The sequence below is a fragment of the Gordonia sp. WA4-43 genome, assembly GCF_020520305.1.
Lineage (GTDB): Bacteria > Actinomycetota > Actinomycetes > Mycobacteriales > Mycobacteriaceae > Gordonia > Gordonia hongkongensis.
This window is the reverse complement of record NZ_CP084736.1, coordinates 2,654,319-2,678,111: the sequence shown is the minus strand read 5'-3', so window position 1 is coordinate 2,678,111 and position 23,793 is coordinate 2,654,319. Positions and strand designations below refer to the sequence as shown.

The 23,793-nt window shown below is 68.1% G+C and carries 17 protein-coding genes and 1 tRNA gene; 7 read left to right on the top strand and 11 right to left on the bottom strand.

Annotation, left to right across the window (positions count from 1 at the left end; genetic code table 11):
- Positions 1 to 26: 26 nt before the first annotated feature.
- Complete coding sequence (locus tag LEL84_RS12010; protein WP_226514185.1) at positions 27 to 443, bottom strand: TIGR03668 family PPOX class F420-dependent oxidoreductase; 417 nt, start codon at positions 441 to 443, stop codon at positions 27 to 29.
- 120 nt (positions 444 to 563) lie between these two features.
- On the opposite strand from LEL84_RS12010, the gene LEL84_RS12005 reads away from it, so the two are divergent.
- Entirely contained in the window at positions 564 to 1,034 is a 471-nt protein-coding gene (locus LEL84_RS12005) for an SRPBCC domain-containing protein (RefSeq protein WP_165629500.1), read from the top strand.
- Between the two features lie 60 nt (positions 1,035 to 1,094).
- Here the strand turns inward: LEL84_RS12005 and LEL84_RS12000 are convergent, their stop codons facing one another.
- The gene (locus tag LEL84_RS12000; RefSeq protein ID WP_319005269.1) at positions 1,095 to 2,603 is read right to left on the bottom strand and encodes an amino acid permease; all 1,509 of its coding nucleotides are present in this window, start codon (positions 2,601 to 2,603) and stop codon (positions 1,095 to 1,097) included.
- Between the two features lie 65 nt (positions 2,604 to 2,668).
- Complete coding sequence (locus LEL84_RS11995) at positions 2,669 to 3,769, bottom strand: beta-mannosidase (protein WP_226514184.1); 1,101 nt, start codon at positions 3,767 to 3,769, stop codon at positions 2,669 to 2,671.
- Positions 3,770 to 3,970: 201 nt separating this feature from the next.
- On the opposite strand from LEL84_RS11995, the gene LEL84_RS11990 reads away from it, so the two are divergent.
- The gene (locus LEL84_RS11990; protein WP_226514183.1) at positions 3,971 to 5,032 is read left to right on the top strand and encodes a YdcF family protein; all 1,062 of its coding nucleotides are present in this window, start codon (positions 3,971 to 3,973) and stop codon (positions 5,030 to 5,032) included.
- Positions 5,033 to 5,075: 43 nt separating this feature from the next.
- On the opposite strand, the gene LEL84_RS11985 is transcribed toward LEL84_RS11990, so the two are convergent.
- Positions 5,076 to 5,149, bottom strand: a tRNA-Gly gene (locus LEL84_RS11985).
- 252 nt (positions 5,150 to 5,401) lie between these two features.
- On the opposite strand from LEL84_RS11985, the gene LEL84_RS11980 reads away from it, so the two are divergent.
- From LEL84_RS11980 to LEL84_RS11965, 4 genes are all read left to right on the top strand, one after another.
- Entirely contained in the window at positions 5,402 to 6,901 is a 1,500-nt protein-coding gene (locus LEL84_RS11980; protein WP_226514182.1) for an HNH endonuclease signature motif containing protein, read from the top strand.
- A 21-nt stretch (positions 6,902 to 6,922) separates the two neighbouring features.
- The gene (gene dcd / locus LEL84_RS11975) at positions 6,923 to 7,495 is read left to right on the top strand and encodes a dCTP deaminase (RefSeq protein WP_058249633.1); all 573 of its coding nucleotides are present in this window, start codon (positions 6,923 to 6,925) and stop codon (positions 7,493 to 7,495) included.
- 131 nt (positions 7,496 to 7,626) lie between these two features.
- On the top strand, positions 7,627 to 9,063 hold the full coding sequence (locus LEL84_RS11970) for a UDP-glucose dehydrogenase family protein (protein ID WP_065631630.1): 1,437 nt from the start codon (positions 7,627 to 7,629) through the stop codon (positions 9,061 to 9,063).
- Positions 9,064 to 9,158: 95 nt separating this feature from the next.
- Positions 9,159 to 10,697: a hypothetical protein gene (locus tag LEL84_RS11965; protein ID WP_226514181.1), complete on the top strand. Its 1,539-nt coding sequence runs from the start codon at positions 9,159 to 9,161 to the stop codon at positions 10,695 to 10,697.
- A 34-nt stretch (positions 10,698 to 10,731) separates the two neighbouring features.
- On the opposite strand, the gene LEL84_RS11960 is transcribed toward LEL84_RS11965, so the two are convergent.
- Positions 10,732 to 11,322: a TetR/AcrR family transcriptional regulator gene (locus LEL84_RS11960; RefSeq protein ID WP_058249636.1), complete on the bottom strand. Its 591-nt coding sequence runs from the start codon at positions 11,320 to 11,322 to the stop codon at positions 10,732 to 10,734.
- 115 nt (positions 11,323 to 11,437) lie between these two features.
- Here LEL84_RS11960 and LEL84_RS11955 point away from each other — a divergent pair, with 115 nt between their 5' ends.
- Positions 11,438 to 13,117, top strand: a complete 1,680-nt coding sequence (locus tag LEL84_RS11955) for a DHA2 family efflux MFS transporter permease subunit (RefSeq protein ID WP_226514180.1) — start codon at positions 11,438 to 11,440, stop codon at positions 13,115 to 13,117.
- Here the strand turns inward: LEL84_RS11955 and LEL84_RS11950 are convergent.
- From LEL84_RS11950 to LEL84_RS11925, 6 genes are all read right to left on the bottom strand, one after another.
- Positions 13,079 to 14,203 carry a PDR/VanB family oxidoreductase gene (locus LEL84_RS11950; protein WP_226514179.1) on the bottom strand — a complete coding sequence of 375 codons (1,125 nt, stop codon included), beginning with the start codon at positions 14,201 to 14,203 and terminating at the stop codon, positions 13,079 to 13,081. The genes LEL84_RS11955 and LEL84_RS11950 overlap by 39 nt on opposite strands.
- Before the next feature lie 22 nt (positions 14,204 to 14,225).
- Complete coding sequence (locus LEL84_RS11945) at positions 14,226 to 15,131, bottom strand: metal-dependent hydrolase (protein ID WP_226514178.1); 906 nt, start codon at positions 15,129 to 15,131, stop codon at positions 14,226 to 14,228.
- A 5-nt stretch (positions 15,132 to 15,136) separates the two neighbouring features.
- Positions 15,137 to 16,918, bottom strand: a complete 1,782-nt coding sequence (locus LEL84_RS11940) for an SDR family oxidoreductase (protein WP_226514177.1) — start codon at positions 16,916 to 16,918, stop codon at positions 15,137 to 15,139.
- Between the two features lie 141 nt (positions 16,919 to 17,059).
- On the bottom strand, positions 17,060 to 18,313 hold the full coding sequence (locus tag LEL84_RS11935) for a pyridoxal phosphate-dependent aminotransferase (protein WP_004022424.1): 1,254 nt from the start codon (positions 18,311 to 18,313) through the stop codon (positions 17,060 to 17,062).
- Between the two features lie 129 nt (positions 18,314 to 18,442).
- Positions 18,443 to 22,126, bottom strand: a complete 3,684-nt coding sequence (locus LEL84_RS11930; protein ID WP_226514176.1) for a (Fe-S)-binding protein — start codon at positions 22,124 to 22,126, stop codon at positions 18,443 to 18,445.
- A 229-nt stretch (positions 22,127 to 22,355) separates the two neighbouring features.
- On the bottom strand, positions 22,356 to 23,729 hold the full coding sequence (locus tag LEL84_RS11925; RefSeq protein ID WP_058249642.1) for a WS/DGAT/MGAT family O-acyltransferase: 1,374 nt from the start codon (positions 23,727 to 23,729) through the stop codon (positions 22,356 to 22,358).
- Positions 23,730 to 23,793: the final 64 nt, after the last annotated feature.

Below are 23,793 nucleotides of genomic sequence, written 5' to 3'. Positions count from 1 at the left end.
TCCGAAACCGCCGCCCGCCGACGTGCCTATGAGGTGGCCGACCAGCTGTGCCACGTCAGAGACTCCACGACGATCACCGGTCCATCGGGCCGTCGGAGTCGATACTGCGGGTACTTCGCGGCCAGCGTGTCGATGCCGTGACTGCCGATGGGTTCACCGGCGTCGACGACGTGTGCCCGGCCGTCGACCCGCACCCACCAGAGTTCATCCCAGTTGTCGGAATACACGTCAGCCAAGAGTGACACCGCGGGGTTGTCCGCGATGTTGGCGAGACGACGGAGTGCGGTGGTTCGTTTCGGCTTGTGATCCACGCACGTGTAGATGACGTCGTCGTCGAGTGCGCACACGACGGGGACCAGGTGCGGCTTGGTGGAGGGTGACACGGTGGCGAGTGTGACCGACCGCGCGGCGGCGAAACGTTCCCGACTCAGGCGCAGGTCCATCTCACGAGGATGACATGCACTCGTGGGAAACAAGGTCACCGATGAGTACGGGCGCCGGTTCGGGTCCACCTCTGTGTCCGATCCCCGATCCGGGGGACCCGACCCGAAAGGGCCAGCACCATGACGCACGAGAACGTTGCCGTCAGCCGCACGATCTCCGCCACGCCCGACGAGGTGTTCGCGGCGCTCGCCGACCCCCGCACACACCAGGCCATCGACGGCACCGGCTGGGTTCGGGACGCAGTCGACACGACACCGCTGCGGGAGGTGGGCCAGGTCTTCCGGATGAACATGTACCACTCCAACCATCCGGACGGTGACTACCTGATGGAGAACCGGGTCGAGGTGATCGAACCGCGGTCGGCGATAGCGTGGCAACCAGGGCAGCGCAACGACTCCGGGGAGCTCGAGTTCGGCGGCTGGACATGGCGGTACGATCTGGTGCCGGCGGGGGAGTCGTCCACCGAGCTCACCCTGACTTACGACTGGTCGGCCGTACCCGCCCACATCCGCGAGTACATCGAGTTCCCGCCGTTCGCCGACGACCATCTGCGTAACTCGTTGAACCACATCGCCGAACTTGTCGGCTGATCGGCGAGGTCAGCGACTGAGCGAGCCCCGGCGCCCCACCCCGATCGCCCGACGAACCGGTCAGCCGACGAGGTCCGGATCCGGATCGCGATGCGCCGACGCAGCTGATGTGGGTGACAGATCGGCGGTGAGCAGGTCGACGGTCGGGCTGCGCGTGATCACCTTGTGGCCCCACCACAGAGCGAGGAACACGAACAGTGCGCCGTAGGCGGTGAGCCAGAGTTCGAGATTCCCCGCGGATCCGTCGCGGATCGCCGGGAGATTCTGCCCCGCGATGACTGCAACACACATGAGCAACGCGATGATCGGGCCGGCCGGGTAGAGCCAGGCCTTGTAGGGGAGTCTGCCGAGGTCGAGACCCTGCGCCTGCCACGCCCGCCGAAAACGATAGTGGGCCCACGCGATACCCATCCACGTGATGAAGCCCGCCACCGACGAGGCGGTGACCAGCCACACATACGCGCGACCGTCGCCCATCCGACTCGCCAGGAAGCAGAGGGCGCCGATGGCCGTCGTCGCGGCCACGGCGAGGAGTGGCACTCCTGATCGCGTGACCCAGGCGAACACACGTGGGGCGTTGCCCTGCACCGACAGGCCGTACAACGCGCGGGTTGCCGCGAACAGGCTCGCATTGCCCGCCGACAGGATCGCGATCAGGATCACGGCGTTCATGATCGATGCCGCCACCGCGATCCCCGCTTCGGAGAACACGAGGGTGAACGGGGCGATTGCGATGTTCTCCTCGGACGCATTCAGCAGATTGGGGTCGGTGTACGGGATCAGGAACGCGATGATGGTCAGGGTGCCGATGTAGAACAGCAGGATGCGCACGAAGACGGTACGCACGGCGCGCGGAATCGCCGTCTTCGGTTCGACCGCCTCGCCGGCGGCGACCGCGATCATCTCGGTGCCCTGGAATGCGAAACCGGCGATGAGGAAGACCGACAGCATGCCGAGCGGGAAGTCCACGAACGGAGCGTCGTCGATCGTCCAATTGCTGAACCCCGGCGACGGACCGTCGCCGACGACACCGAGAATCAGCAGCACGCCGACGATGAGAAAGACGACCACCGCGATGACCTTGATCGCCGCGAACCAGAACTCGGCCTCGCCGAACGCCTTGACCGCGAACAGGTTCAGCGCCAGCAGGCCCGCCAGGAACACGACCGACCAGATCCACGACGGCACGTCGGGTGCCCAGTACTTCATGATCAGTCCGGCCGCCACCAACTCGGCGGCCAGGGTGACCGACCAGTTGAGCCAGTAGTTCCACCCCGCGGCGAAACCGAAGGACTTGGACACGAAGCGCTTGCCGTACTCCTCGAACGGGTTGCTGCACGGGATGTACGCCGACATCTCGCCGAGGCTCTGCATGAGGAAGAAGACCATGCAGCCCATCAGCAGATACGCCAGGATGGCGCCACCCGGACCCGCGTCGGAGATGGTGGCGCCCGAGGCGACGAACAAGCCGGTGCCGATGGCGCCGCCGAGCGCGAGCATGCTGATGTGACGACTCTGAAGTCCCTTGCGCAGAGATTCGTCGGGGGTGATCCCCAGGGGACTGGACACCGGCAGAGTCTAACGGCCGGTCGGCCTCTCGGCCGGGTGTTGCGCTGTTGCTCGAGTGCTGAGCCTCATTCGAGGCTGGTCAGTTCGGTGACCAGTGCGTGCACCGGGTCGCCGGGACCGATGTCGTAGGTGCACTGGTCGTCCCGCGGGTCCGGGACGAATGCCCAGAACAGTGCGGTTGCCGTCCCGGCCGCCCGCTGACCGGCGACCTTGGTCCGGAAGTCGGCGGCGCGCTCGGACCTCGAACCGCACGAGCCGGCATGCTGGCCGATCTCGTTCACCGCGAGGGGTTTTCCGACTGCGCGGGCCTGTCGTAGACGTTCGGCCAGTCCGTTCCACTGATCCCCGGGGAGCGCGACACCGTCCGCACCGTAGTCGTGATAGTCCAGGACGTCCACGTACGGGGAGCCGGCGACGTACTGGTAGTCGGGCCCGGCGGTGCCGCACTGGCCACCGCCGGTGAAGCCGGACCAGATCACCGCCCCGCCGTGCAACCGGGTGACCATCGCACCTGCGCTGCCGAAAAACGACCGCAGTACGCGCGCGGCGTCGACCGGGCACGACCGCTGCTGCCATCCACACGATTGATCGCCACAGATTGACGGTTCGGGTTCACCCACCAATTCCCATCCCGCCAGGGCCGACCTGCTCTTCCAGCGTCCCACTGCCGTCCTGACCCACTGCTCGAACGTGAGTCCACCCGCGCCGGCGACGGTTCGCCAGCCGGATCTGTACCAGTCTCGTTCCTTGAAAACTCCGCTCTCGCATGCGCCATCGGCGGCCGCGAGGACAGGCAAGACCATCTGATCGTGCCGCGCGGCGGCGTCGAAGACGGCATCCATCGGCCCGAAATCCAATTGCTGGGTGTACTTGTTCACGGCCAGTTGAGCGAACAGATTGAAGCGAGTGAGCGAATGCGGAGGTAAGCCGGCGAAATAGTCGTCGAGATCAACCATCGCTCCGCAACCGGCATTCACCGACCAATCGGTGGCCAGCTGGTAGGCGTCGAATCCGGATGGCCACCACTGGCGTCCATCGAGCGTCAGCCCAGCCGGCGTGGCATCGACCCGGTTGGGCGCCGCATGTGCGGGCGGCGGCAGCAGCCAGCTCAGGAGCAGGCCGATGCTCAGCACCAGAATCGGAGTTCTCATCGCGGGCAGATGCATGTGTGCGTCCTGGGATGACGGGGACCGACTGTGGCGTCGGCCCAACTCGTTCGATGATTGCACGCCGGTCGCGTGGGTTTCGACCGCGTCCGAGAATGGGTACGGATGAACGTTTCGTGTGCGCCGAAATCGAGTTAGCGCAACTGGGCTCATTCCTCATTTCCCGACCTGCGCGACACCTGTGACACCATCGTGCTCGTGATGGGCGTGCTGATAGTTGCTGCAGTGCTGTTCATCGCGAGCGCGGTCCTTGCATCGCAGGACCCGCGTCGTCTGGGCCCCGGTATCCTGCTGACCGCGGGCTTGTCGGGCGTGATGCTCGCCGCGGTGATCGCGGCCGTGGACAGTGGCGTCGACGACGACGGCTTGGTTCTCGCGCCGGCGGTCGTCATCGTGGCCCTCGGACTCGTTGCGCTGCTTGCCATCCTCATTCTCGGGGTGTCGTTGATCGCCAACGGCGTGACGCTTCTGCGCCGAGAGGGGCGCCGTCCATCGAACCTGCTGTCGGCGCTCCTGGGGGCACTCCTGTCCGGTTACGCGCTCGCTGTCCTGCTCGGGATCATCGTCGGATGGTTCGACGTGTCGACGAGCAACGCGCTGCTCAACTTCCTTCTGGCGGTGGGGATGCCGGCCGGCTACCTGGGGTTCGTGTTCGCCTCGCTGCTTCTCTGGTCGTGGCTGTACGGCCGGTGGAGCAGGTGGCGGGCGCGACGGGCGAAGGTCGGCGCGATCATCGTCCTGGGTGCCGGTCTGCTCGACGGGTCCCGCGTCGGTCCGCTGCTGGCGTCACGACTCGACCGCGGTCGCGAGATCTATGATCTGGCCCGGCCTTCCGGCCTGGACCCGCTGATCATCTGCTCCGGAGGCAGAGGTGGCGACGAGCGGCTGTCGGAGGCCGCGGCGATGGCCGAGTACCTCGTCTCGAAGGGCGTCGATCGTGATGCCATCGCACTCGAGGACCGATCCACCGACACCGCGGAGAACCTCCGGTACTCGAGGCGTGTGCTCGACGAGCGTGGAGTGACCGAACCGGTCGCGGTGGTGACGAGCGGCTATCACGCCTTCCGCGGAGCGATGCTCATGCGGTCTGCCGGGATCGACGGATTCTCGACCGGCGCCCACACCGCGCGATACTTCGTCCCCAACGCCCAGGTCCGTGAGTTCTTGGCGGTTCTGCGTGACCACCGATGGATCAACGGAGTCGTCGTCTTCCTGCTCAGCGTGCCACTGATCTCCGGCACCGCTGTGGCTCTCTTCGGCTAGTCCGTCAGTGGACCAGGGGAGTGCCTTGCGGACCCCGTGATGGTGGAGCCGATGACGGGAATCGAACCCGCGTATTCAGCTTGGGAAGCTGATGTTCTGCCATTGAACTACATCGGCGTGCGAGTGCCGGACTCGCGAACGACAGCCTAGCAAACCCGTGGCCGGTCCGGTCGTCAGCACTCGCAGATGTCGCAGATCGTGGCGTGAGGCGCAACGAACCGCGACATCTGGGCGAGACCGGGTATCGGCGGGCCGACGCGATTCGGTTGCGACGCAGAATAATTCGCGGGACGGGGTTGCGCGCTGGACGACCGGCCGGTAGTCTCGAACGTAGTTTCGAGTAAAGCCATGATGACGGGGGATGAAATCATGGCTTCTACCGAGCCATCTGCACCACCACCACTTCTTCTCGACCAGTACAAGCGCCTGCATGCACTTATGGACGAGATCGCCGAGACGCAGTCCACGGACTGCTCCGACACCGACCTCCTACAGGTCGCGATCGAGCACGAGCGTGCCGAACGACGGATGCTGTCGCTGTTCACCGATCACATCGTCGACATCGACGAGCGGTCGGCGTACCGGAAGATGGGGTGCCAGACCGTCTCCAACTTCCTCTGCCACGGTCTGCACCGGCGCGGCGAGGCGACCCGCCTGATGAACCGGGTCTGGGCCTTGGGCAGGTTCCCGGACATGCAGGGGGTGCCGCTCGAACCGCGCTTCCCCGAGACCGCCAAAGGTGTTGCCGACGGCGAGATCTCGGGACGCCACGTCGACGTCGTCATCGAGGTGATGCGCAAGATCCCCGCCGACGTGGACCCTGCCGACCGGGAAGCCGCCGAGGCAACGCTCGCGCACTACGCACGCGAGTACGACCCGTCGTCACTCCGTGATCTCGGCGCCCGCATCCTGGCCCACCTCGACCCCGACGGAACCATCACCGACGATCGCGACCGCGCCCGTAACCGCGGACTCAAACTCGGGCCGCAAGACGCCCAACTGATGTCCCGGCTGACCGCAACGCTCGACCCCGTGACGCGCGCCATGTTCGACGTCGTCCTGTCGGTGTGGGCCGCTCCTGGGATGAACAATCCCGCCGATCCCGAGTCGCCCACCGGCAACCCCGCCGCCGCGGACCCCGACGCGCTGGCCGCCGCTGCCGGACGCGACGAGCGCACGACCGAGAAGCGGAACCACGACGCGTTGCGCGCCATGCTGCGCTTCGTGCTCGACGCCGGCGCGCTCGGGGGTTCGCACCACGGGCTGCCGCCACACCTCGTCGTCTCCATCACCGAATCGGCGCTGCGCGACGCGGCCGGCGACCCGGCACGGACCGCGACGGGAACCCTCCTGCCCATCAAGGACGCCATCGATCTCGCCGCGGACGCGCAGCACCATCTCGCGGTGTTCCGGGACCACTCCAGTGAGGTGCTCTACCTCGGGCGGTCCAGGCGATTGGCCTCGCGCGCACAACGAATCGCCGCGATCGCCCGCGACGGCGGCTGCACCTTCCCGGGATGCACGCGGCCGTCGTTCGACTGCGAGATCCACCACGTCGTCGAGTGGGACGCCCACCACGGATCCACCGACCTCGACACCCTCGCGACCGCCTGCCCACCACACAACCGAGTGGTCGGCACCGGGGTGGATCAGTGGGCCACCACCATCGCCACCGAAGGGGTCGACGCCGGCCGCGCCGTCTGGCACCCGCCCCGCGCGCACCCGTCGCCGACGCCGCGGATCAACCATGCCCATCGCACCGACGCGATCCTCGACCGAATGCGCGCTGATGTCCGGCGGCGGCGCAGAACAGCGGCACCGGAGAGCGGAGGGTCGGCGCCGACCGACACCGGCGCAGATCCTCCCTGACCATTCGATAACCTCGACACCGTGCTGCTCTCCGACCGCGACATCCGCGCCGAGATCGCTGACGGGCGCCTCGCCATCGATCCGTTCGATCCCGCCCTCGTCCAGCCCTCCAGCGTCGACGTCCGGCTCGACGGCCTGTTCCGGGTGTTCAACAACACCCGCTACACCCACATCGACCCCGCACAACGCCAAGACGAACTCACCTCGCTGGTCGAACCCGCCGACGGCGAGCCCTTTGTGCTGCACCCGGGTGAGTTCGTGCTGGGGTCCACCCTCGAGGTGTGCTCGCTGCCCGACGACCTCGCCGGCCGACTCGAGGGCAAGTCGTCACTCGGTCGGCTCGGCCTCCTCACGCATTCGACGGCGGGCTTCATCGACCCCGGTTTCTCCGGCCACATCACCCTCGAGCTGTCGAACGTCGCGAACCTTCCGATCACCCTCTGGCCCGGCATGAAGATCGGGCAGCTGTGCCTCATCCGCCTCAGCAGCCCGGCGGAGGAGCCGTACGGCAGCGCGTCGGTCGGATCGAAGTACCAGGGACAACGTGGCCCCACCCCGTCGAAGGCGTACCTGAACTTCCAGAAGCACGACTGAGGGGTTCGACTCGGCTCAACCGGCGGGTGGACGGACCGGGTGGGCGCGGCTCCGGAAGTTCACCCAGCCGATGACAACCCGCCACGACGAGGATGGTTACCGGTGGTTCCGCCTGGGTAACCGTTGCCCTCATGAAGCTCACGGTGATCGGATGCGGCTACCTCGGTGCCACTCACGCGGCCTGCATGGCCGAACTCGGGCACGACGTCGTCGGCATCGACGTCGATCCGTACAAGATCGAACGCCTGCAGGCCGGCGAGGTCCCGTTCTTCGAGCCGGGGCTCGCCGACATCCTGCGCCGCAACATCGACGCCGGACGACTCCGCTTCACGACCGACCATCTCGCGGCCGCCGACCACGCCTCGGTGCACTTCCTCGGCGTCGGGACCCCGCAGGAACCCCGCGGGCACCGGGCCGACCTCTCGCACGTGTACTCGGCAATCGACGCGCTCGTGCCGACGCTGCGGGGCGCCCACCTCATCATCGGCAAGTCGACCGTACCGGTCGGCACCTGCGCCGAACTCGCACAACGGATCTCGGTACTGTCGCACGCCGGGGCGGATGTCGAACTGTCGTGGAGTCCGGAGTTCCTGCGCGAGGGATTCGCCGTCGAGGACACGCTCCGGCCGGATCGGCTCGTCCTCGGTACCGGTTCGCTCGACCCGAGCGGCCTCAACACGGCCGCCGACGACCCCGACGCCGGGTCGTCGGCCGGGGAGGTCACCCGCGAGATCTACCGCGAGATCCTCGAGACCGGCGTGCCGCTGATCGAGACCGACTGGGCCACCGCCGAACTCGTGAAGGTCTCGGCGAACGCCTTTCTGGCCACCAAGATCTCGTTCATCAACGCGATCAGCGAACTGTGCGAGATCGCCGGCGCCGACATCAACACCCTCGCCGACGCGATCGGGCACGACCCGCGGATCGGACGCCGATTCCTCAACGCCGGTCTCGGCTTCGGCGGGGGCTGCCTGCCCAAGGACATCCGCGCCCTGACCGCGCGCGCCGACGACATGGGCGCCCCGCGGGCCGTCGGCTTCCTGCGGGAGGTCGACGCCATCAACATGCGTCGCCGGGGTGCGGCGGTGGAACTGGTCTTCGAGGCCCTCGGCGGCGAGGTCCTCGGGCGCAACGTCGCCGTCCTGGGCGCCGCCTTCAAACCGGAGAGCGACGACGTCCGTGACTCACCCGCGCTGACGGTGGCCAGCAGGCTGGCGCTCGAAGGGGCGTCCGTGACCGTCTTCGACCCGAAGGCCATGGACAACTCACGACGCGTCCACCCGAGCCTCGGCTACGCCACCTCGGCGCGCGACGCGTGCGACCGGGCCGACGTCGTCGTCATCGCCACCGAGTGGGCCGAGTTCGTGCACATGGCGCCCGAAGAACTCGAGGGCGTCGTCCGCGCCAAACGCATCGTCGACGGCCGGCGCTGCCTCGACCCGCAGATGTGGCGCGACGCGGGTTGGGACTACCGCGCCCTGGGCGGCCCCGCTCCCACCCGCCCTGCGCCGCGAAACCACCCGTCCGAGCAGGTGAACGGATATGCGCCGGGGGCCACCGTCCGCTGAGTCGTGCTAGGTTGAGCTCGCGACTGTCCAGGGGGCACCTACTCGCCGGTGGGGGACATGAGGCGAGGTGCACGTGAGGTGCAGGAATCAACCAGATGACCGACACGGTGGCCGATCCGGCCGTGACACCGACGTCTGCGCAGGCAGAGGTCACGGTCAGTGCTGCCGTCGTCGACGCCGTGCGCGCCGAACTCGCTGAGCGGGGGATCGCGCAGAACGCCGAGGTCGTGCTGTTCGATCTCGATCCGCGGGCGGGCGTCTCGGTGGGACGCCTGGACCCGACTCGAGGGACCGTCGCGGACTCCTACTCCGATTCCGGTCTCACCCTCGCCGTCCTGGATGAGGTGATCGCCGACCATCTCGTTCGGGTCGGGCGGGTGGCGGCACCGACCTCGCGCGAATGGCACGAGGAGGTCCTCGACCTCGTCACCCGCGGCCGCGAGCGGCTCCGCGAGTCCGACGGCACCTTCCTGATGGGCCGCGACCACATCCGGCTGTTCCGCATGGCGCGCCGCGACGTCGCCGAAGCCGGAGCCCCGCTGACCGCACGCGCCGAAGACCTCGCTCGCGCGGCGGTGTCCGGAGCCTCCGCCCCCGCGGTCGTGGTCGCCGATCGCGTGAGCGCATGGCCCGGCCTCCGGGACGCGATTGCGCGAGCCGTACCCGTGCCGGTCGTCGACGTCGATCCGTCGGGAAGCATCACTCGGCCCCCGGCGCACGGCGGACACGCGGCGGAACCGGAGGTACCGCACGCGATCGCAGTGTCCGGCGATGTGATCGAACCAGACGTGGGGGTGGCGACCCCGCCCGCCGAACAGGATGCGGTCCCGACCCGGTCGGATGACGGTTTCTCGGCCCCCGCCGAGATGGCTCCGCGTGGCGACGACCATACGCACGACACGCACGACACCCCCATCTTCGAGTCCGTCACTCAGTCGCCACCGGTGGTGGCCACGGCGTTCGGGGGGCTCGCTCCGTATGTTGCTGCCCCGGATGTCCCTCGCGCCCAGCCGCTTCGGGACGACCAGCAGTTCTCCGAGCTCTCTCCGGTCGGTCACGATCAGCGCACGCCGACGAATCCGGTTGCCGAGCCGCCGCCGTCGGCCGAGTTTGCGCCACGGTGGACGTCGGCGCATACGCCCACGCCGCCCGTCCGGTCCGGCGATGGGGAGGTGAACGTCGATCCGATGGCCGGGTATTCGGCGGACACAGGGTCGGCCATCGGGGCTCCACCGCACTCCGACGTGTCCGTAGCAGGGCCGCATTCGGCCGGCGCGAGCCGACGGCGGCGCGGAGGCAAGCGCGTTCTCGCCGCGGTGGCGCTGCTGTGCGCGGTGGCCGTCGTCGCGGTGGCCACGGCGTTGGCCGTCGGACACGATGAGGCGTCGCCGACCGTCGCCGCGCCGCTTCCCCAGCGCACCACCGCCACTCCGGAACCCGAGTTCGCCGATCCCGCAATCTATGCCGAGGCCCGGCAACCGGCGCGCCGGTACACGACTCCTCCTCCGCCGGAGACGACGACGCCCTCCGCGGAGGAGCCTGCGCCCCGGCCTCGTCCCCGGTCGCGGACTCCGCGTCCGCCAGGCGGCGTGACGATCCCGCTTCCCGGTCTGCCGCCGATCGTCCTGCCCTGACGCACGAACCCGATGACCGTCCCCGAGCCGGGTCTCAGTCGCCGGGCCGGGGCGCCAGTGCGCGCGCCACGAAGTCGAGGACGTTCTCGTAGTTCGCCGATGCATCGACGTCGGGGTGATAGGCATGGGCGAGTTCGAGACTCACGGCGCCGTGAACGGCGGACCAGGTCTGCATGGCTTGTTCGACGGGGTCGGCGGACAAGATGACCCCGGCCACCTGGCCGTACCGGATGGTGTCGACGAGGACCTCGAATGCGTTTGCGGCCACGTCGATCTCGGGCGTGCACTGCGCTGAGAACATCAGCCCGTAAAGCACCGGATTGGCGAGTGCGAACTTCCGGTACGCCACACCGGCGTTGCGCAGACGAGTCGCCGGATCGTCATCCCTCGTCGCAATCGCCCGTCCGAATTCGGCGTAACCGTCGGTGACCAGGGCGTCCAGCAGGCCGTCCCGGCCGTCGAAGTGGTTGTAGACGCCCATCGGGGCGACCTTCGCCTCACCGGCCACGGCCCGAACCGTCAGACCGGCCGTGCCATCGCGCTCGAGGATTGTGCGACCTGCCCGGAGCAGCGCGGATCGGACGTCGGCGCCTGCTGTACGCGTGCGCGGCTTCGCGGGAGACATGTTGACAACCTACTGGAACGGTGTTCTTCTTGAATAGAACACTGTTCTACAACGCTGGAACGTTGTTCTAACGGATCGCCGAAACCGCTTGCGCCACTCGACCAGGAGAAGATCGATGCCAACCGAACGCACGCATGCTCGCTGGTGGGCGTTGGGCGCCCTCAGCTTCGCCGAACTACTCGTGATGATCGACAACACGATCGTCAACGTGGCCCTCCCGACGCTCGCCCGCGACCTCGGCGCCGGGATCTCGGGCCTGCAATGGATCGTCGACGCCTACACGCTCGTCTTCGCCGGCCTGCTGTTGACCGGCGGCTACCTCGGTGACCGGTTCGGGCACCGTCGGGTGCTCCTCACCGGCATCGGAGGTTTCATGCTGGTGTCGGTGCTGGCGGCGTCATCCCAGAACCTCGGGCAGCTCGTCGCCGGCCGTGCGGGGCTCGGGGTCTTCGCGGCGCTGGTCTTCCCCGCCACGCTCGCGATCATCACGACCATCTTCGTCGATGCCCGGGAACGCGCGATGGCTGTCGGGATCTGGGCGGCGGTCTCCGGAGTGGCAGTGGCCATCGGACCGGTTCTCGGCGGCTGGCTCCTCGAACACTTCTCGTGGACATCGGTGTTCTGGGTCAACGTCCCGTTCGGTGTGGTGGCCCTCGCGATGATCCTGGCGGTCGTACCCGGCACGCGACCGGTGTCGGTGCCCCGGTTCGACGCGCTCGGGGTCGTGCTCTCGATCGCCGGCCCGGGCCTGCTGACCTTCACCCTGATCGAGGCACCCCACGTCGGTTGGGCCACGGCGCGCACGGTAGTGGGTGTCGTTGTTGCAGTGGCCATCCTGGCGGTGTTCGTGGCCACACAGCTGCGGATCGCGCACCCCATCCTCGACGTCCGGCTCTTCGCCAACCGGCGCTTCGCCACCGCCGCCGGGATGATCAGCGTGGCGTTCTTCGCGCTCTTCGGCTTCATCTTCCTGATCACGCAGTTCCTCCAGGCGGTGAAGGGATACGGTCCGCTGGCCGCTGGTGTCCGTACCCTTCCGTTCGCGATCGTGATGGCGGCGCTGTCGCCGGTCGCGATGGCACTGTCGCACCGTTTCGGGCCCCGGGTGGTCTCGGTGACCGGGGCCTTCCTGATGTCCGGCGGGTTCGCGCTCGTCGAGCTCTCCGCGCGGGACTCCGGGTATTGGGAACTCATCATCTGGGCGATGTCGCTGATGGCGGCGGGTCTCGCCTTCATCTCCGGTCCGTGCACCCAGCTCATCATGGACGCGCTGCGTCCGGAACAGGCCGGCGCGGGCAGTGCGGTCAACGACACGACACGCGAGATCGGCGGGACGCTCGGTGTCGCGGTCCTCGGGTCGATCCTGACGTCCGCGTATGTCGCCGGGGTCGGGGACCGGCTGTCGGGCAGCGGGTTGCCGGCCGAGGCGGTCGACGCGGCGAAGCAATCGGTGATGGCCGGGGTCGGGGTGGCCGACCAGGCGCCGGGCGCGATCGGTGATGCGGTTCGGATCGCGGTGCAGGACGCCTTTATGGTCGGGTTGCACGACGCGGTCTGGGCCGCGGTTGCCGTCACGGCGGTCGCGGGCGTCGCGGCGGCATTCTTGTTGCGGGGGAGCGGGAACCCTTCGTGGCTCGTCGCTAGCGCTCCTCGCACCTCAGGGAGCGGAGGGGTTGTCGCCAGCGCTCCTCGCACCTCAGGGAGCGGAGGGGTTGTCGCCAGCGCTCCTCACACCTCAGCTCAGGGGGCGGAAGCCTCAGAGGTCGAGGGTGAGATTCCCGCCGGGACTGCGTGATACGCAGGTCAGCATGGTCCCGGCCGCGCGCTCGGGCTCGGTCAGGATGTTGTCGCGGTGGTCGACCTCGCCGGACAGCGTCCTGACCTTGCAGGTGCCGCAGAATCCCTGCCGGCACGAGTACGGTACCGACGGCACCACTCGGCGGATCGCGGCGAGCGCCGATTCGTCTGCGGCGACCGGGATCTCCTGACCGGTCGAGGCCAGCGTCACCGTGAACTCGGAGCCGTTCTCCACCGGTGGCGGGCTGAACCGCTCGTAGTGCAGCTCGATGTCGGCGCGTGTCGCGAGATGACGGCGAAGCCCCTCCAGCATGGGAACCGGGCCGCAACAGTAGACGGCGAGGTCGGCGGGGGCGTCGACGGGACCGACGAGTTCGGCCATGCTCGGCAGTCCGTGGACGTCGTCGGTCCGGATGGTGACGCGGTCGCCGAACGCGGCCACCTCGTCGAGGAACGGGATCGACTCGGCGGTGCGGCCGGTGTAGATCATCGACCAGTCCAGCCCGAATCGCTCGGCGGTGGCGAGCATCGGCAGGATCGGGGTGATGCCGATGCCGGCCGCGACGAAGCGGATTCGGCGCGCAGGTGATCCGTGGCCGGGGACCGCGAACGGGAAGGCGTTGCGGGGACCTCTGATCGAGAAGACGTCGCCGATACGCAACGAGTCGTGGACCTCGACCGAACCGCCACCGCCGTCGGGAATCCGGCGCACCGCGATCCGGTAGTGCTCCCGATCCGCGGTGTCACCGCACAGTGAGTACTCCCGCATGCGTCCCGACGGCAACAACAGATCGATGTGCGCCCCGGCGTGCCAGTTCGGCAGCGCGCCACCGTCCGCGGCGGCGAGGGTGAGCGCGATGACGTTCTCGTCGCGCGCGACCACCTCGCGTCCGACGATCCGGACCCGGGTGGTTCCGTCGCGCACCGCACCTCGGCGCAGCGGTGACAGCGGCCGCCAGACCGGCCACCACGCCCGGAACACCATGGTGCCGAACGTGAGCAGCGGGTCATGCCGCCATCGGCCGTGCAGGTGGGGCGGTGGTTGCGTGAGCGTTGTCGAATGCGGATGCGCGCGTTGGTTCATGACCCTGCTCTCCCGTCCGCACTCACGCCGCGTTGCGCGCGGCCGGCGAGCTCGCGAGATAGGCGACCGCCTGTGCGGTGCTGCCGATGTCCTCCGGCCGGAACCCGGGCCGGAAGTAGCTGAAGGTGGCGAAGACGATCGTCCGCATCTTCGGGAGCACGCCGGCCCGCACCCCGCGGTGGTAATGCCAGGTCTTCTGGAAGTAGTTGTACGACAACGACCTGTCCTGGCCCATGATGAATCGGTAACCCCGCTGGATGAGGATCAACAGGATCGGCAGCACCACGAACATCGCCCGGCCGCGACGCAGATATCCGTCGCCGAAGTACGCGGCGACATCGTGTGCGACGGCCCGGTGCTCCACCTCCTCCGCGCCGTGCCACATGAACAGGTCGGTCATCGTGGGGTGCGCCCCGACCCGGGTCCAGGTGTTGTTCAACGCGAAGTCGCCGAGGATGGCGGTGTAGTGCTCCAAAGCCGCGATGAGCCAGAGGCGTTCGACGAGGTGTTTGTCGCGGGCCGCCTGGGTGCCACCCTCCAGCGGGCCGAGCACCTTGCGGAAGATCCACTCCATCTGGAGCTGGTAGGGCCGCGGGTCGATGCCGTGGTGATCGAGGAACTCCCACAGGACGTGATCGTGGGCCTCGGCGTGCATCGCCTCCTGGCCGATGAATCCTCGCATGCGAGAGGCGAGTTCCTCGTCGTCGACCAGCGGCAGGGCCTCGTTGTAGGTCTGCACGAACCACCGCTCGCCCTCCGGGAGCAGGAGATTGAGCACGCTGATGAAGTTCGACGCGACCGGGTGGCCGGGTATCCAGTGGAGCGGGACATCGTCCCAGTCGAACGCCACGTTGCGGGCGTGCAGCTCGACGGGCCCCGGATCGGCCGACGGTGCGTCCCCCGGTGCACGATTGTCGTTGTGCGTCATGGCGTTCACCCCGTGATGTTCTGACGGGCGCCGATGCGCGACAGCCACGGCGCGAAGCGGTAGATCCGGTAGCCCACCTTCGCCTCCACGGTCACCGGCACCACCGCCTTGTTGTGCTCGATGGCCGCGACGATCTCACTTGCGACCCGGTCCGGCGTGAACCCCCGGCGCTGGTAGAACCGGTCGAGCCGATCGCGGCGTGCTTGTTCGGTCTCGGCGTCGAGGCCGGCGATCGGCGTCGAGGAGACGATGTTGGTGTCGACGAGCCCGGGACAGATCGCACTGACGCCGATGCGATGTTCGGCGAGCTCGGCGCGCAGCGACTCGGAGAACAGCAGCACCCCCGCCTTCGACGCCGAGTACAGACCGAGGCTGCGTGACGGCGTGAACGCCGCGGCCGACGCGATGTTGACGATGTGCCCGCCGACCCCGCGCTCGACCATCTGCCGGCCGAACTCCCGGCTGCCGGTGACGACGCCGCGCAGGTTGACGTCGAGGAGCCGGTCGACCTGCTCGTCGGTGGCCGCCAACACCCCACCGGCCAAACCGATTCCGGCGTTGTTGACCACGATGTCGGGGATGCCGTGGGCCTCTCGGACGCGAGCGGCGAAGGTGGCGAACTCGGCGGTGTCCGAGACGTCGAGGAGGTAGGCGTGCGCGGCCGACCCCGCGGCCTTGCAGGCGCGGGCGGTCTCGTCGGCGGACGCGAGGTCGAGGTCGGCCAGGACGAGCTCGCACCCGCGTTCGGCCAGTGCCAGGGCCGTCTCGCGTCCGATGCCGCTGCCCGCACCGGTGATCACGACGAGTTTGCCCGCCAGCGGTTTCGGTTCGGTGAAAAGCCGGGCCCGCTCGATGACCGGGGCCGGGGCCCCACTGTTGGTCTGCACCGCAAGGAAATCCAGGACGAGATCGGTCAGATAGTCGGGGTTGGTGTAGGGCAGCCAATGTCCGGTCGGGGTGTCGCGGCGCCAGAGTTTCGCGACGTACGTCGGCGTGATGTCGTAGATGGCCCGCCGCAGCGCGATGTCGCGTTCGTTGACCACCTGGAGCACCGGCACCGTGGTGGTCCGCGGATCGGGCCGCAGGAGTTTGGCGCGGATGTTCGCGCGGTACAGGGCGAGGCCGCTCACCATGTCGCGGCGCAACGAGTCGGCGACGTCGACGTTCTCCGGTGGCGTGCCCTCGACCGCGCGCAGGAACTGTTTCCACACCGCCGGATTGCCCATCGCGCGCAACAACACGTTGGGGAGCACCGGAAGCTGGAACAGCCCTGTGTAAGCCGACGACATCGACTGCGCGAGCACATTGCGCAGGTGTCGAGGGGTGGGGCTGGCGACCTGATCGCGGACGAACTGACCGAGGTGGTCGAGGTTGGGGCCGGACACCGAGACGAATGAGGCGATGCGGGCGTTGGCGCGCGGGCGGCTGACGGCCTCCCATGTCTGCACCGATCCCCAGTCGTGTGCCACCACGTGTACGGCGTCGTCGGGACTCACCGACTCCGCGACCGCGTACAGGTCGTCGGCGAGCTCGTCGAGGCGGTAGGCGGCGACCTGCCGGGGGCGGTCGCTCTCGCCGAAGCCGCGGCAGTCATAGGCGACCACGTGATACTGCTCCGCCAGCCGCGGCGCGATGTGGGTCCACAGGTGGTGGGTGTCCGGCCAGCCGTGCACCAGCAGCACCGTCGGTTTCGACGGATCGCCCAGCTCGTAGGTGGCCAGCCGGATCCCATTGTTGCTGACGGTCCCCGGACGCCACTCGGGTCGTCGAATCGCCTGTTGAGCCATCTGTCACCTCGTTGTGTGTGCCCCGCCGATGGAGGTACACGTTACCAACGGTTACACAAATGTCCAGACCCCGGAAAAGCAGTGAGGGCCCGGTCGGATGACCGGGCCCTCACCAGGGACTTCTCGCGGAACTCCGCGGGATCACTGTCGATACGACGACAGGAAGTTGCCGATCCGCTCCACGGCCTCGGTCAGATCCCGGGACCACGGCAGCGTGACGATGCGGAAGTGGTTGTGGTCGTCGAGGTTGAACCCGGTGCCCTGCACCACCAGGATCTTCTCCTGCAGCAGCAGATCCTGGACGAACAGTTCGTCGTTGTGGATCTCGTAGATCTCGGGATCGAGGCGGGGGAAGGCGTACAGCGCGCCCTTGGGCTTGACGCAGCTGACCCCGGGGATCTCGTTCAGCTTCTCCCAGGTCACGTTCCGCTGTTCGTACAACCGGCCACCGGGGGAGACCAGGGCCTCGATGGACTGGTAACCGCCGAGGGCCACCTGGATCGCGTGCTGGCCCGGCACGTTGGCGCACAGGCGCGTCGACGCCAGGATGCCCATGCCCTCGATGAACCCGCGCGCGTGGTCCTTCGGTCCGGTCATCACGACCCACCCGGCGCGGTAGCCGCAGACGCGGTACGCCTTCGACAGACCGTTGAAGGTGAGGCACAACAGATCCGGCGCCAACGAGGCCACGTTCACGTGCTCGGCGTCGTCATAGATGATCTTGTCGTAGATCTCGTCGGCGAGAATTAACAGCGAGTGCTCGCGGGCGAGTTCGACGAGCTGCTCGAGGACCTCGCGGGAGTAGACCGCGCCGGTCGGGTTGTTCGGGTTGATGATGACGATCGCCTTGGTGCGGTCGGTGATCTTCGCGGCGATGTCGGCGACGTCGGGGTTCCACCCGTTCTCCTCGTCGCAGCGGTAGTGCACGGGCTGCCCGCCGGACAGCGAGGTCATCGCGGTCCACAGCGGGTAGTCGGGTGCCGGGATCAAAACCTCGTCGCCGTCGTTCAGCAGCGCCTGCATCGTCATCGTGATGAGCTCGGAGACGCCGTTGCCCAGGATGACGTCGTCGACGTCGAAGTACGGGAAGTCGGGGATGAGCTCGTAGCGGGTCACCACGGCACGACGCGCGGACAGGACACCGGCCGACTCGGAGTAGCCCTGCGCGTAGGGGAGGGCGTGGATCATGTCGCGCATGATCACGTCGGGGGCCTCGAAACCGAACAGCGCCGGGTTGCCGATGTTCAGCTTGAGGATTCGATGGCCCTCCGCCTCGAGCCGCTGCGCGTGCGCGTGGACGGGACCGCGGATCTCGTAACACACGTTCTGCAGCTTGAGCGACTGCTCGAGCGGCTTGAGGTTCTGGTTGAGGTGCGAAACATGGGGCCTACTCACGGGTACATTGTCGCAGCCGGTGGCAAATGCGTTTCTGCCAGTGCGGGTGAGGCCAGCTGAAAAGACAGATGTCGCCTTTCGTTGCGGTATTCGCAACGAAAGGCGACATCTGTATGCCCTATTGAGCGACTACTTGTGGCCGGGCCGCTTCTTGCCGGCCGCGATGCCGAAGCCCTTGGCCTTCGACGCCCCGGTCTCGGCGACCGTGCGAGCAGCGGACGAACCGTTGCTCGACGCCGCAGGCGCCGCCGCTGTATCGGCGTCGTCTGCGTCGCCCGGGCTCTCGACCTCGGCCGTCCCCGCGTCGGCCTCCGTCGCCGGAGCCTCGGTTTCCGGGGCCTCGGTGGCCGGGGCCTCGTCGACAGGCGCTTCGGCCGCTGCGGCCTCGGCTGGTGCCTCCTCGGCCTGCGGGGCCTCGGGTTCTGGCTCAGCCGCTTCCGGAGCCGGAGCAGCTGCCGGTGCGGCCTTGCTCGCGCCGCCCGGTCGCTTCTTGCCCGCGGCCATGCCGAAGCCCTTGGCCTTGGCCGGCTTCTCCTCGGTCAGCACGGCGGCCGAGCCGCCCTGCGGTGCCTCGGCGGCTGGCGTCTCAGCAGCCGGAGTCTCAGCAGCCGGTGCCTCGGCGGTCTCGGCCGGTTCGACGTCCGTCTCGGGAGCGGGGGCGTCCGCGGCCTCGGCAGGTGCCGCGGCCGGCTTGGCCGCGGCCTTGCCGATACCGCCGGGCCGCTTCTTGCCCGCGGACATCCCGAAGCCCTTGGCCTTGCCGGGCTTCTCTTCCGTTGCCGCAGCAGCAGGTGATTCCGTCGCCGATCCCGCGGTAGCCGACTCCGCTGTCGTCGTTCCCGCTGTCGCCGAAGCCGATTCCGTGTCCACGGTCGGGGCGGCGTCCGGGGCCGATTCGCTTTCGTCGACCTTGCTCTCGGCGGGCGCGGTCACCCCGGCGGCGGGGGCCGCCGCGTTGGTGGTCTTCTGACCCGGGCGCTTGGCCTTGCCCATGCCGAAGCCCTTGGCTGCCGGCTTCCTCTCGGCCTGCGGCGTCTCGGTGGTGGCCTCGGCGACCTCCTCCTTGACCGCCTCGGACGACTCGGTCTCGGCCGGCACCGGCTCGGCGGTACCACCGGCGGGCTTGCTCGCGGCACCGGGACGCTTGGCGCCGCCCTTCATGCCGAAGCCCTTGGCTGCCGGCTTCTTCTCGGCGGGTGCCTCGGCTGCGGTCTCGGCGGCTGCCGGCTCCGGGGCGGCCGACGCCGCTGCGGCACCGGGCTTCTTGCCGCCCTTCATGCCGAAGCCCTTCGATGCCGGCTTCTTCTCGGCGGGTGCCTTCTCGGCGGGTGCTTCCGGTGCCGCGGTCTTGGCCGCCGCGCCCGGCTTCTTGCCGCCCTTCATGCCCAGGCCGACCTTCGGCTTCGGCGCGGCCTCGGTGGCCGCGGCCGACGCAGTCGCCGCCGCGGGCACCTTCTCGGGCTCGGGTTCCGGCTCCGGTTCGGCGAGGGTGGGACGCGGTCCGAGGAACCGGCCGCCGAGTTTGACCTCGGTCCGGTCGCGCTTCACCGATTCGAGCAGCAACTGCGCGACGTCGACGACCTCGACCTTGCCCTCGGACTCGGTACCGCTCGTCCGGGCGGTCACGCCGTCGGTGAGCATGACGCGGCAGAACGGACAGCCGGTCGCGACCTTCTTGACCTGATCGCCGGTGGTGTCGCCGAGGGTGTCCAGCGCCTCGTCGACCCGGTCGATGTTGATCCGCTTGCCGATCTGCTCTTCCATCCACATCCGGGCGCCGCCGGCACCACAGCACATGGACCGTTCGCCGTGACGCGGCATCTCGGTCAGCGTCGAACCGGCCGCACCCATCAACTCACGCGGGGCGTCGTAGACCTTGTTGTGGCGGCCCAGGTAGCACGGGTCGTGGTAGGTGACGCCCTCGCCGAGTGGTGCGACCGGAACGAGTCGCTTCTCGCGCACGAGACGATTCAGCAGCTGCGTGTGGTGGACGACCTCGTACTTCGCGCCCAGCTGCGGGTACTCGTTGCCCAGTGCGTTGAAGCAGTGCGCACAGGTGACGACGACCTTCTTGCGCTGCTCGGGCGCGGTCGCGAAGACCTCGCCGAGCATCTCGATGTTCTGCTGCGCGAGCATCTGGAAGAGGAACTCGTTGCCGGCGCGTCGTGCGGAGTCACCGGTACAGGTCTCGCCCTCGCCGAGGACCATGAAGTTCACCGCTGCCATGTCGAGGAGCTCGGCGACGGCCTTGGTGGTCTTCTTCGCGCGGTCCTCGTAGGCACCGGCACAGCCGACCCAGAACAGGTACTCGAAGCCCTCGAACGACTCGACGTCCTTGCCGAAGACCGGGATCTCGATGTCCATCTCGTCGATCCAGGCGGTGCGCGCGGAGGCGTTCTGGCCCCACGGGTTGCCCTTGTTCTCGAGGTTCTTGAACATGCCGGCCAGCTCGGTCGGGAAGTCCGACTCGATCAGGACCTGGTAGCGGCGCATGTCGAGGATGTGGTCGACGTGCTCGATGTCGACCGGGCACTGCTCGACGCAGGCACCGCAGGTGGTGCAGCTCCACAGGGTCTCGGTGTCGATGACGGCACCGAGCGCCTCGGGATCGAACTCACCCTCCACGGCTTCGACGACCTGACCGCCGCCGAGATCGCCCTTCGATTCACCGACGAGCTTGCGGGCCGCCTCGGCGCGCGCCGACTCGGGGATCGCGTTGAGTTTGTCCTCGAGGACGTTGCCGTCGGCATCGACGAGGCCGACCTCGTCGCCGCCCATGTCCTTGCGGCCACCGGCGAGCAGGTACGGGGCCTTGGCGTTGCCGTGGTCGCGCAGCGACATGATGAGCAGCTTCGGGCTCAGCGGCTTGCCGGTGTTCCACGCCGGACACTGCGACTGGCAGCGGCCACACTCGGTACACGTGGTGAAGTCGAGCCATCCCTTCCAGGAGAAGTCCTCGATCTTGCCGGCGCCGAACGCGTCGACATCGGGATCGGCGGTCTCCATGTCGAGGACCTTGCCCTGGCTCATCATCGGCTTCGCGGCACCGAGGGCGACGCCGCCGTCCTGCTCGCGCTTGAAGTAGATGTTGAAGAAGGCCGAGAAACGGTGCCAGGCAACGCCCCAGCTGATGTTCATGCCGACCATCGCCAGCCAGACCATGCCGCTCATCAGCTTGATCACGGCGAAGATCGACACCAGGGTCGGCGAGGCCGGGAGGATCTTCGCGACCTGCATGGTGAAGAAGTCGGAGTAGGCGTTCGCGTGGCCGTAGGTCGCGATCTTCGACGCCTTGACCAGGATCATGCCCAGGCCCTCGAGCAGCACGATGACCTCGACGAAGTAGGCCGGTCCGAAGCGCGAACCGCCGAAGCGCGACAACCGCTCGGGGACGCGCGGGTGGTTGAGCTGGCGGATCACGATCAGCACGATGATGCCGACGACGGTGGCGATGCCGAGGAGTTCGTCCCAGAGGTGCCACGCGAAGGTGTCACCGAAGACGGGCCAGTGGAACTCCGGGTTGATGGACTGTCCGTAGGCCTCGAACCACAGCAGGAATCCGCCGAGGAAGCCGACCATCACGAGCCAGTGCGCCCAGCCGACGGTGCGGAACTTCACCATGCGCGTGTGGACGATGAATTCCTTCATCATCGTCAGGAAGCGCGGGAGGATGGGCCAGAAGCGGGAGCTGTCGACCTTGTGCCCGAGCTTGATGGTGCGGAAGATCCGCACCACGCCACCGAGGAACAGGTACCAGCAGAGGAGGCTGATCACCGCGGCTGTCGTGCCGATGGCAATCGTCGTGGTAGTCACGGGCGCGTACCGGCCTTTCGTCTAGGTCGTCCGCCCCCGGTCGCGGAACGCGAGGCTGGGTACCACGGGGCGGTGTACTACAGGTAACCGTAATTCGTTGCGCCACCGGCGCGCTGCCAAGGCTGGCCTAATTACGCTGGTCTACCTCATATCAGATGATACTCGCCAGTAACTTACTGTCGAGTCAGGGTGTCCGAGGCCACGTCCGGGCCGCGGGTGCCCGGAGACGTCACCGGGTTCGCGCGACCTTCTCGAGTTCCTCGAGCGCCGTATCGAGGTGCGTGAGCAGGCGTTGCAGGCTCGGGAGCTGGGCCCGGGCGCCGATCAGCCCGAAGTTGATGTGCTCGGCGGTGCTGGTCACCGTGATGTTGAGCGCGAGACCCTGCGTCGGGATGGAGACCGGGTACACCCCGTCGAGGCGGGCGCCGTTCCAGTACAGGTGCTTCGACGGCCCGGGGACGTTGCTGATGATGATGTTGAACTGCGGGGGGACGTACTGGACGAAGCCGGGCACGGTCGCGAAGGCGAGCGGCGCGAAATTCGCCGCTCCCAGCGCGAGCGCCTGCAGCGGACGAAGGCCCCGGACCACCGACTTGCTGTGGCGCGCCGACTCGACGAGTTTGTCGAGGCGGCGTTCGGGGTCCGGCTCATCGGTCGCGAGACTCACCAGGATGGCGGTCACCGCGTTGCCGTCGTCATCGCCGTCGGTGTGCATCGACACCGGCACCGCCGCGATGAGCGGGGCGTCGGGCAGGGCGTCCTGGTCGATGAGGTACGACCGCAGGGCTCCTGAACACATCGCGACGATCACGTCGTTGAGGGTGATGTTCCGGGCATCGGCCACTGCCCGAAGACGGTCGATCTCCCACTGCTGCGAGGCGAATCGGCGGGCGCTCCCGATCGCGACGTCGAGAATCGTGCGCGGGGCCCGTCCAAGTGGGGCGACGAACTCCGGGTCGCGGAGGCCGGCCACCGCGACCTTCGCGGCCGCGGGCCCGAGGCCGGCGACCTGGCCTGCCACGTTCGCCAGGCCGGACACCCGGCTGCGCAGACTCGGCGAGGGGCGCGGGGGTCGACGCTCGACCAGCGCCGGGTCCCAGGGTGCGGTACCCGACCGGTCGTCAGGGTCGTCGGACAAGGTCCGCTGGAGCAGGCGCAACGCGGAGACGCCGTCGACGACGGAGTGGTGGATCTTGCTGTAGAGCGCCACCCGGCCGTCGTCGAGACCCTCGATGACGTGGATCTCCCACATCGGTCGGAACCGGTCCATCAGGGCCCCATGGTTGAGGGAGACGTATCGCAGCAACTCGCGGACGCGGCCGGGGCGGGGGAGCACAGTCCGGCGGACGTGGTAGTCGAAGTCGATCTCGTCGTCGAAGGACCACGCCACGTTGCCCAGCAGGGTCACCGGTACCGCCGGCCGCTTGCGGAAGGTCGGATGGACTTCGGTGCAGCCGCAGAACGCCTCGATGATCTCTTCGGCGAGTTCGCTCGACGACTGGCCCTCGCGCGGTACGAACAGTTGGAGTCCGCCCACGTGCATGGGCTGCTCCCGCGTCTCGGCGAGGAGGAACATCGACGAGGTGACCGGCATGTACGGCATCGCACCATCACTTTCACACCACGAAATGGATGCGCGCACAGGCTGAGCGCGACCGAGGTCCCCT

What these genes read in the sequence shown, in the direction of transcription:
- LEL84_RS12010 (WP_226514185.1), bottom strand. Translation starts at nt 443, where the DNA reads ATGGACCTGCGCCTGAGTCGGGAACGTTTCGCCGCCGCGCGGTCGGTC.
- LEL84_RS12005 (WP_165629500.1), top strand. Translation starts at nt 564, where the DNA reads ATGACGCACGAGAACGTTGCCGTCAGCCGCACGATCTCCGCCACGCCC.
- LEL84_RS11995 (WP_226514184.1), bottom strand. Translation starts at nt 3,769, where the DNA reads ATGCATCTGCCCGCGATGAGAACTCCGATTCTGGTGCTGAGCATCGGC.
- LEL84_RS11990 (WP_226514183.1), top strand. Translation starts at nt 3,971, where the DNA reads ATGGGCGTGCTGATAGTTGCTGCAGTGCTGTTCATCGCGAGCGCGGTC.
- LEL84_RS11980 (WP_226514182.1), top strand. Translation starts at nt 5,402, where the DNA reads ATGGCTTCTACCGAGCCATCTGCACCACCACCACTTCTTCTCGACCAG.
- LEL84_RS11970 (WP_065631630.1), top strand. Translation starts at nt 7,627, where the DNA reads ATGAAGCTCACGGTGATCGGATGCGGCTACCTCGGTGCCACTCACGCG.
- LEL84_RS11965 (WP_226514181.1), top strand. Translation starts at nt 9,159, where the DNA reads ATGACCGACACGGTGGCCGATCCGGCCGTGACACCGACGTCTGCGCAG.
- LEL84_RS11960 (WP_058249636.1), bottom strand. Translation starts at nt 11,322, where the DNA reads ATGTCTCCCGCGAAGCCGCGCACGCGTACAGCAGGCGCCGACGTCCGA.
- LEL84_RS11955 (WP_226514180.1), top strand. Translation starts at nt 11,438, where the DNA reads ATGCCAACCGAACGCACGCATGCTCGCTGGTGGGCGTTGGGCGCCCTC.
- LEL84_RS11950 (WP_226514179.1), bottom strand. Translation starts at nt 14,203, where the DNA reads ATGAACCAACGCGCGCATCCGCATTCGACAACGCTCACGCAACCACCG.
- LEL84_RS11945 (WP_226514178.1), bottom strand. Translation starts at nt 15,131, where the DNA reads ATGACGCACAACGACAATCGTGCACCGGGGGACGCACCGTCGGCCGAT.
- LEL84_RS11940 (WP_226514177.1), bottom strand. Translation starts at nt 16,918, where the DNA reads ATGGCTCAACAGGCGATTCGACGACCCGAGTGGCGTCCGGGGACCGTC.
- LEL84_RS11925 (WP_058249642.1), bottom strand. Translation starts at nt 23,729, where the DNA reads ATGCCGTACATGCCGGTCACCTCGTCGATGTTCCTCCTCGCCGAGACG.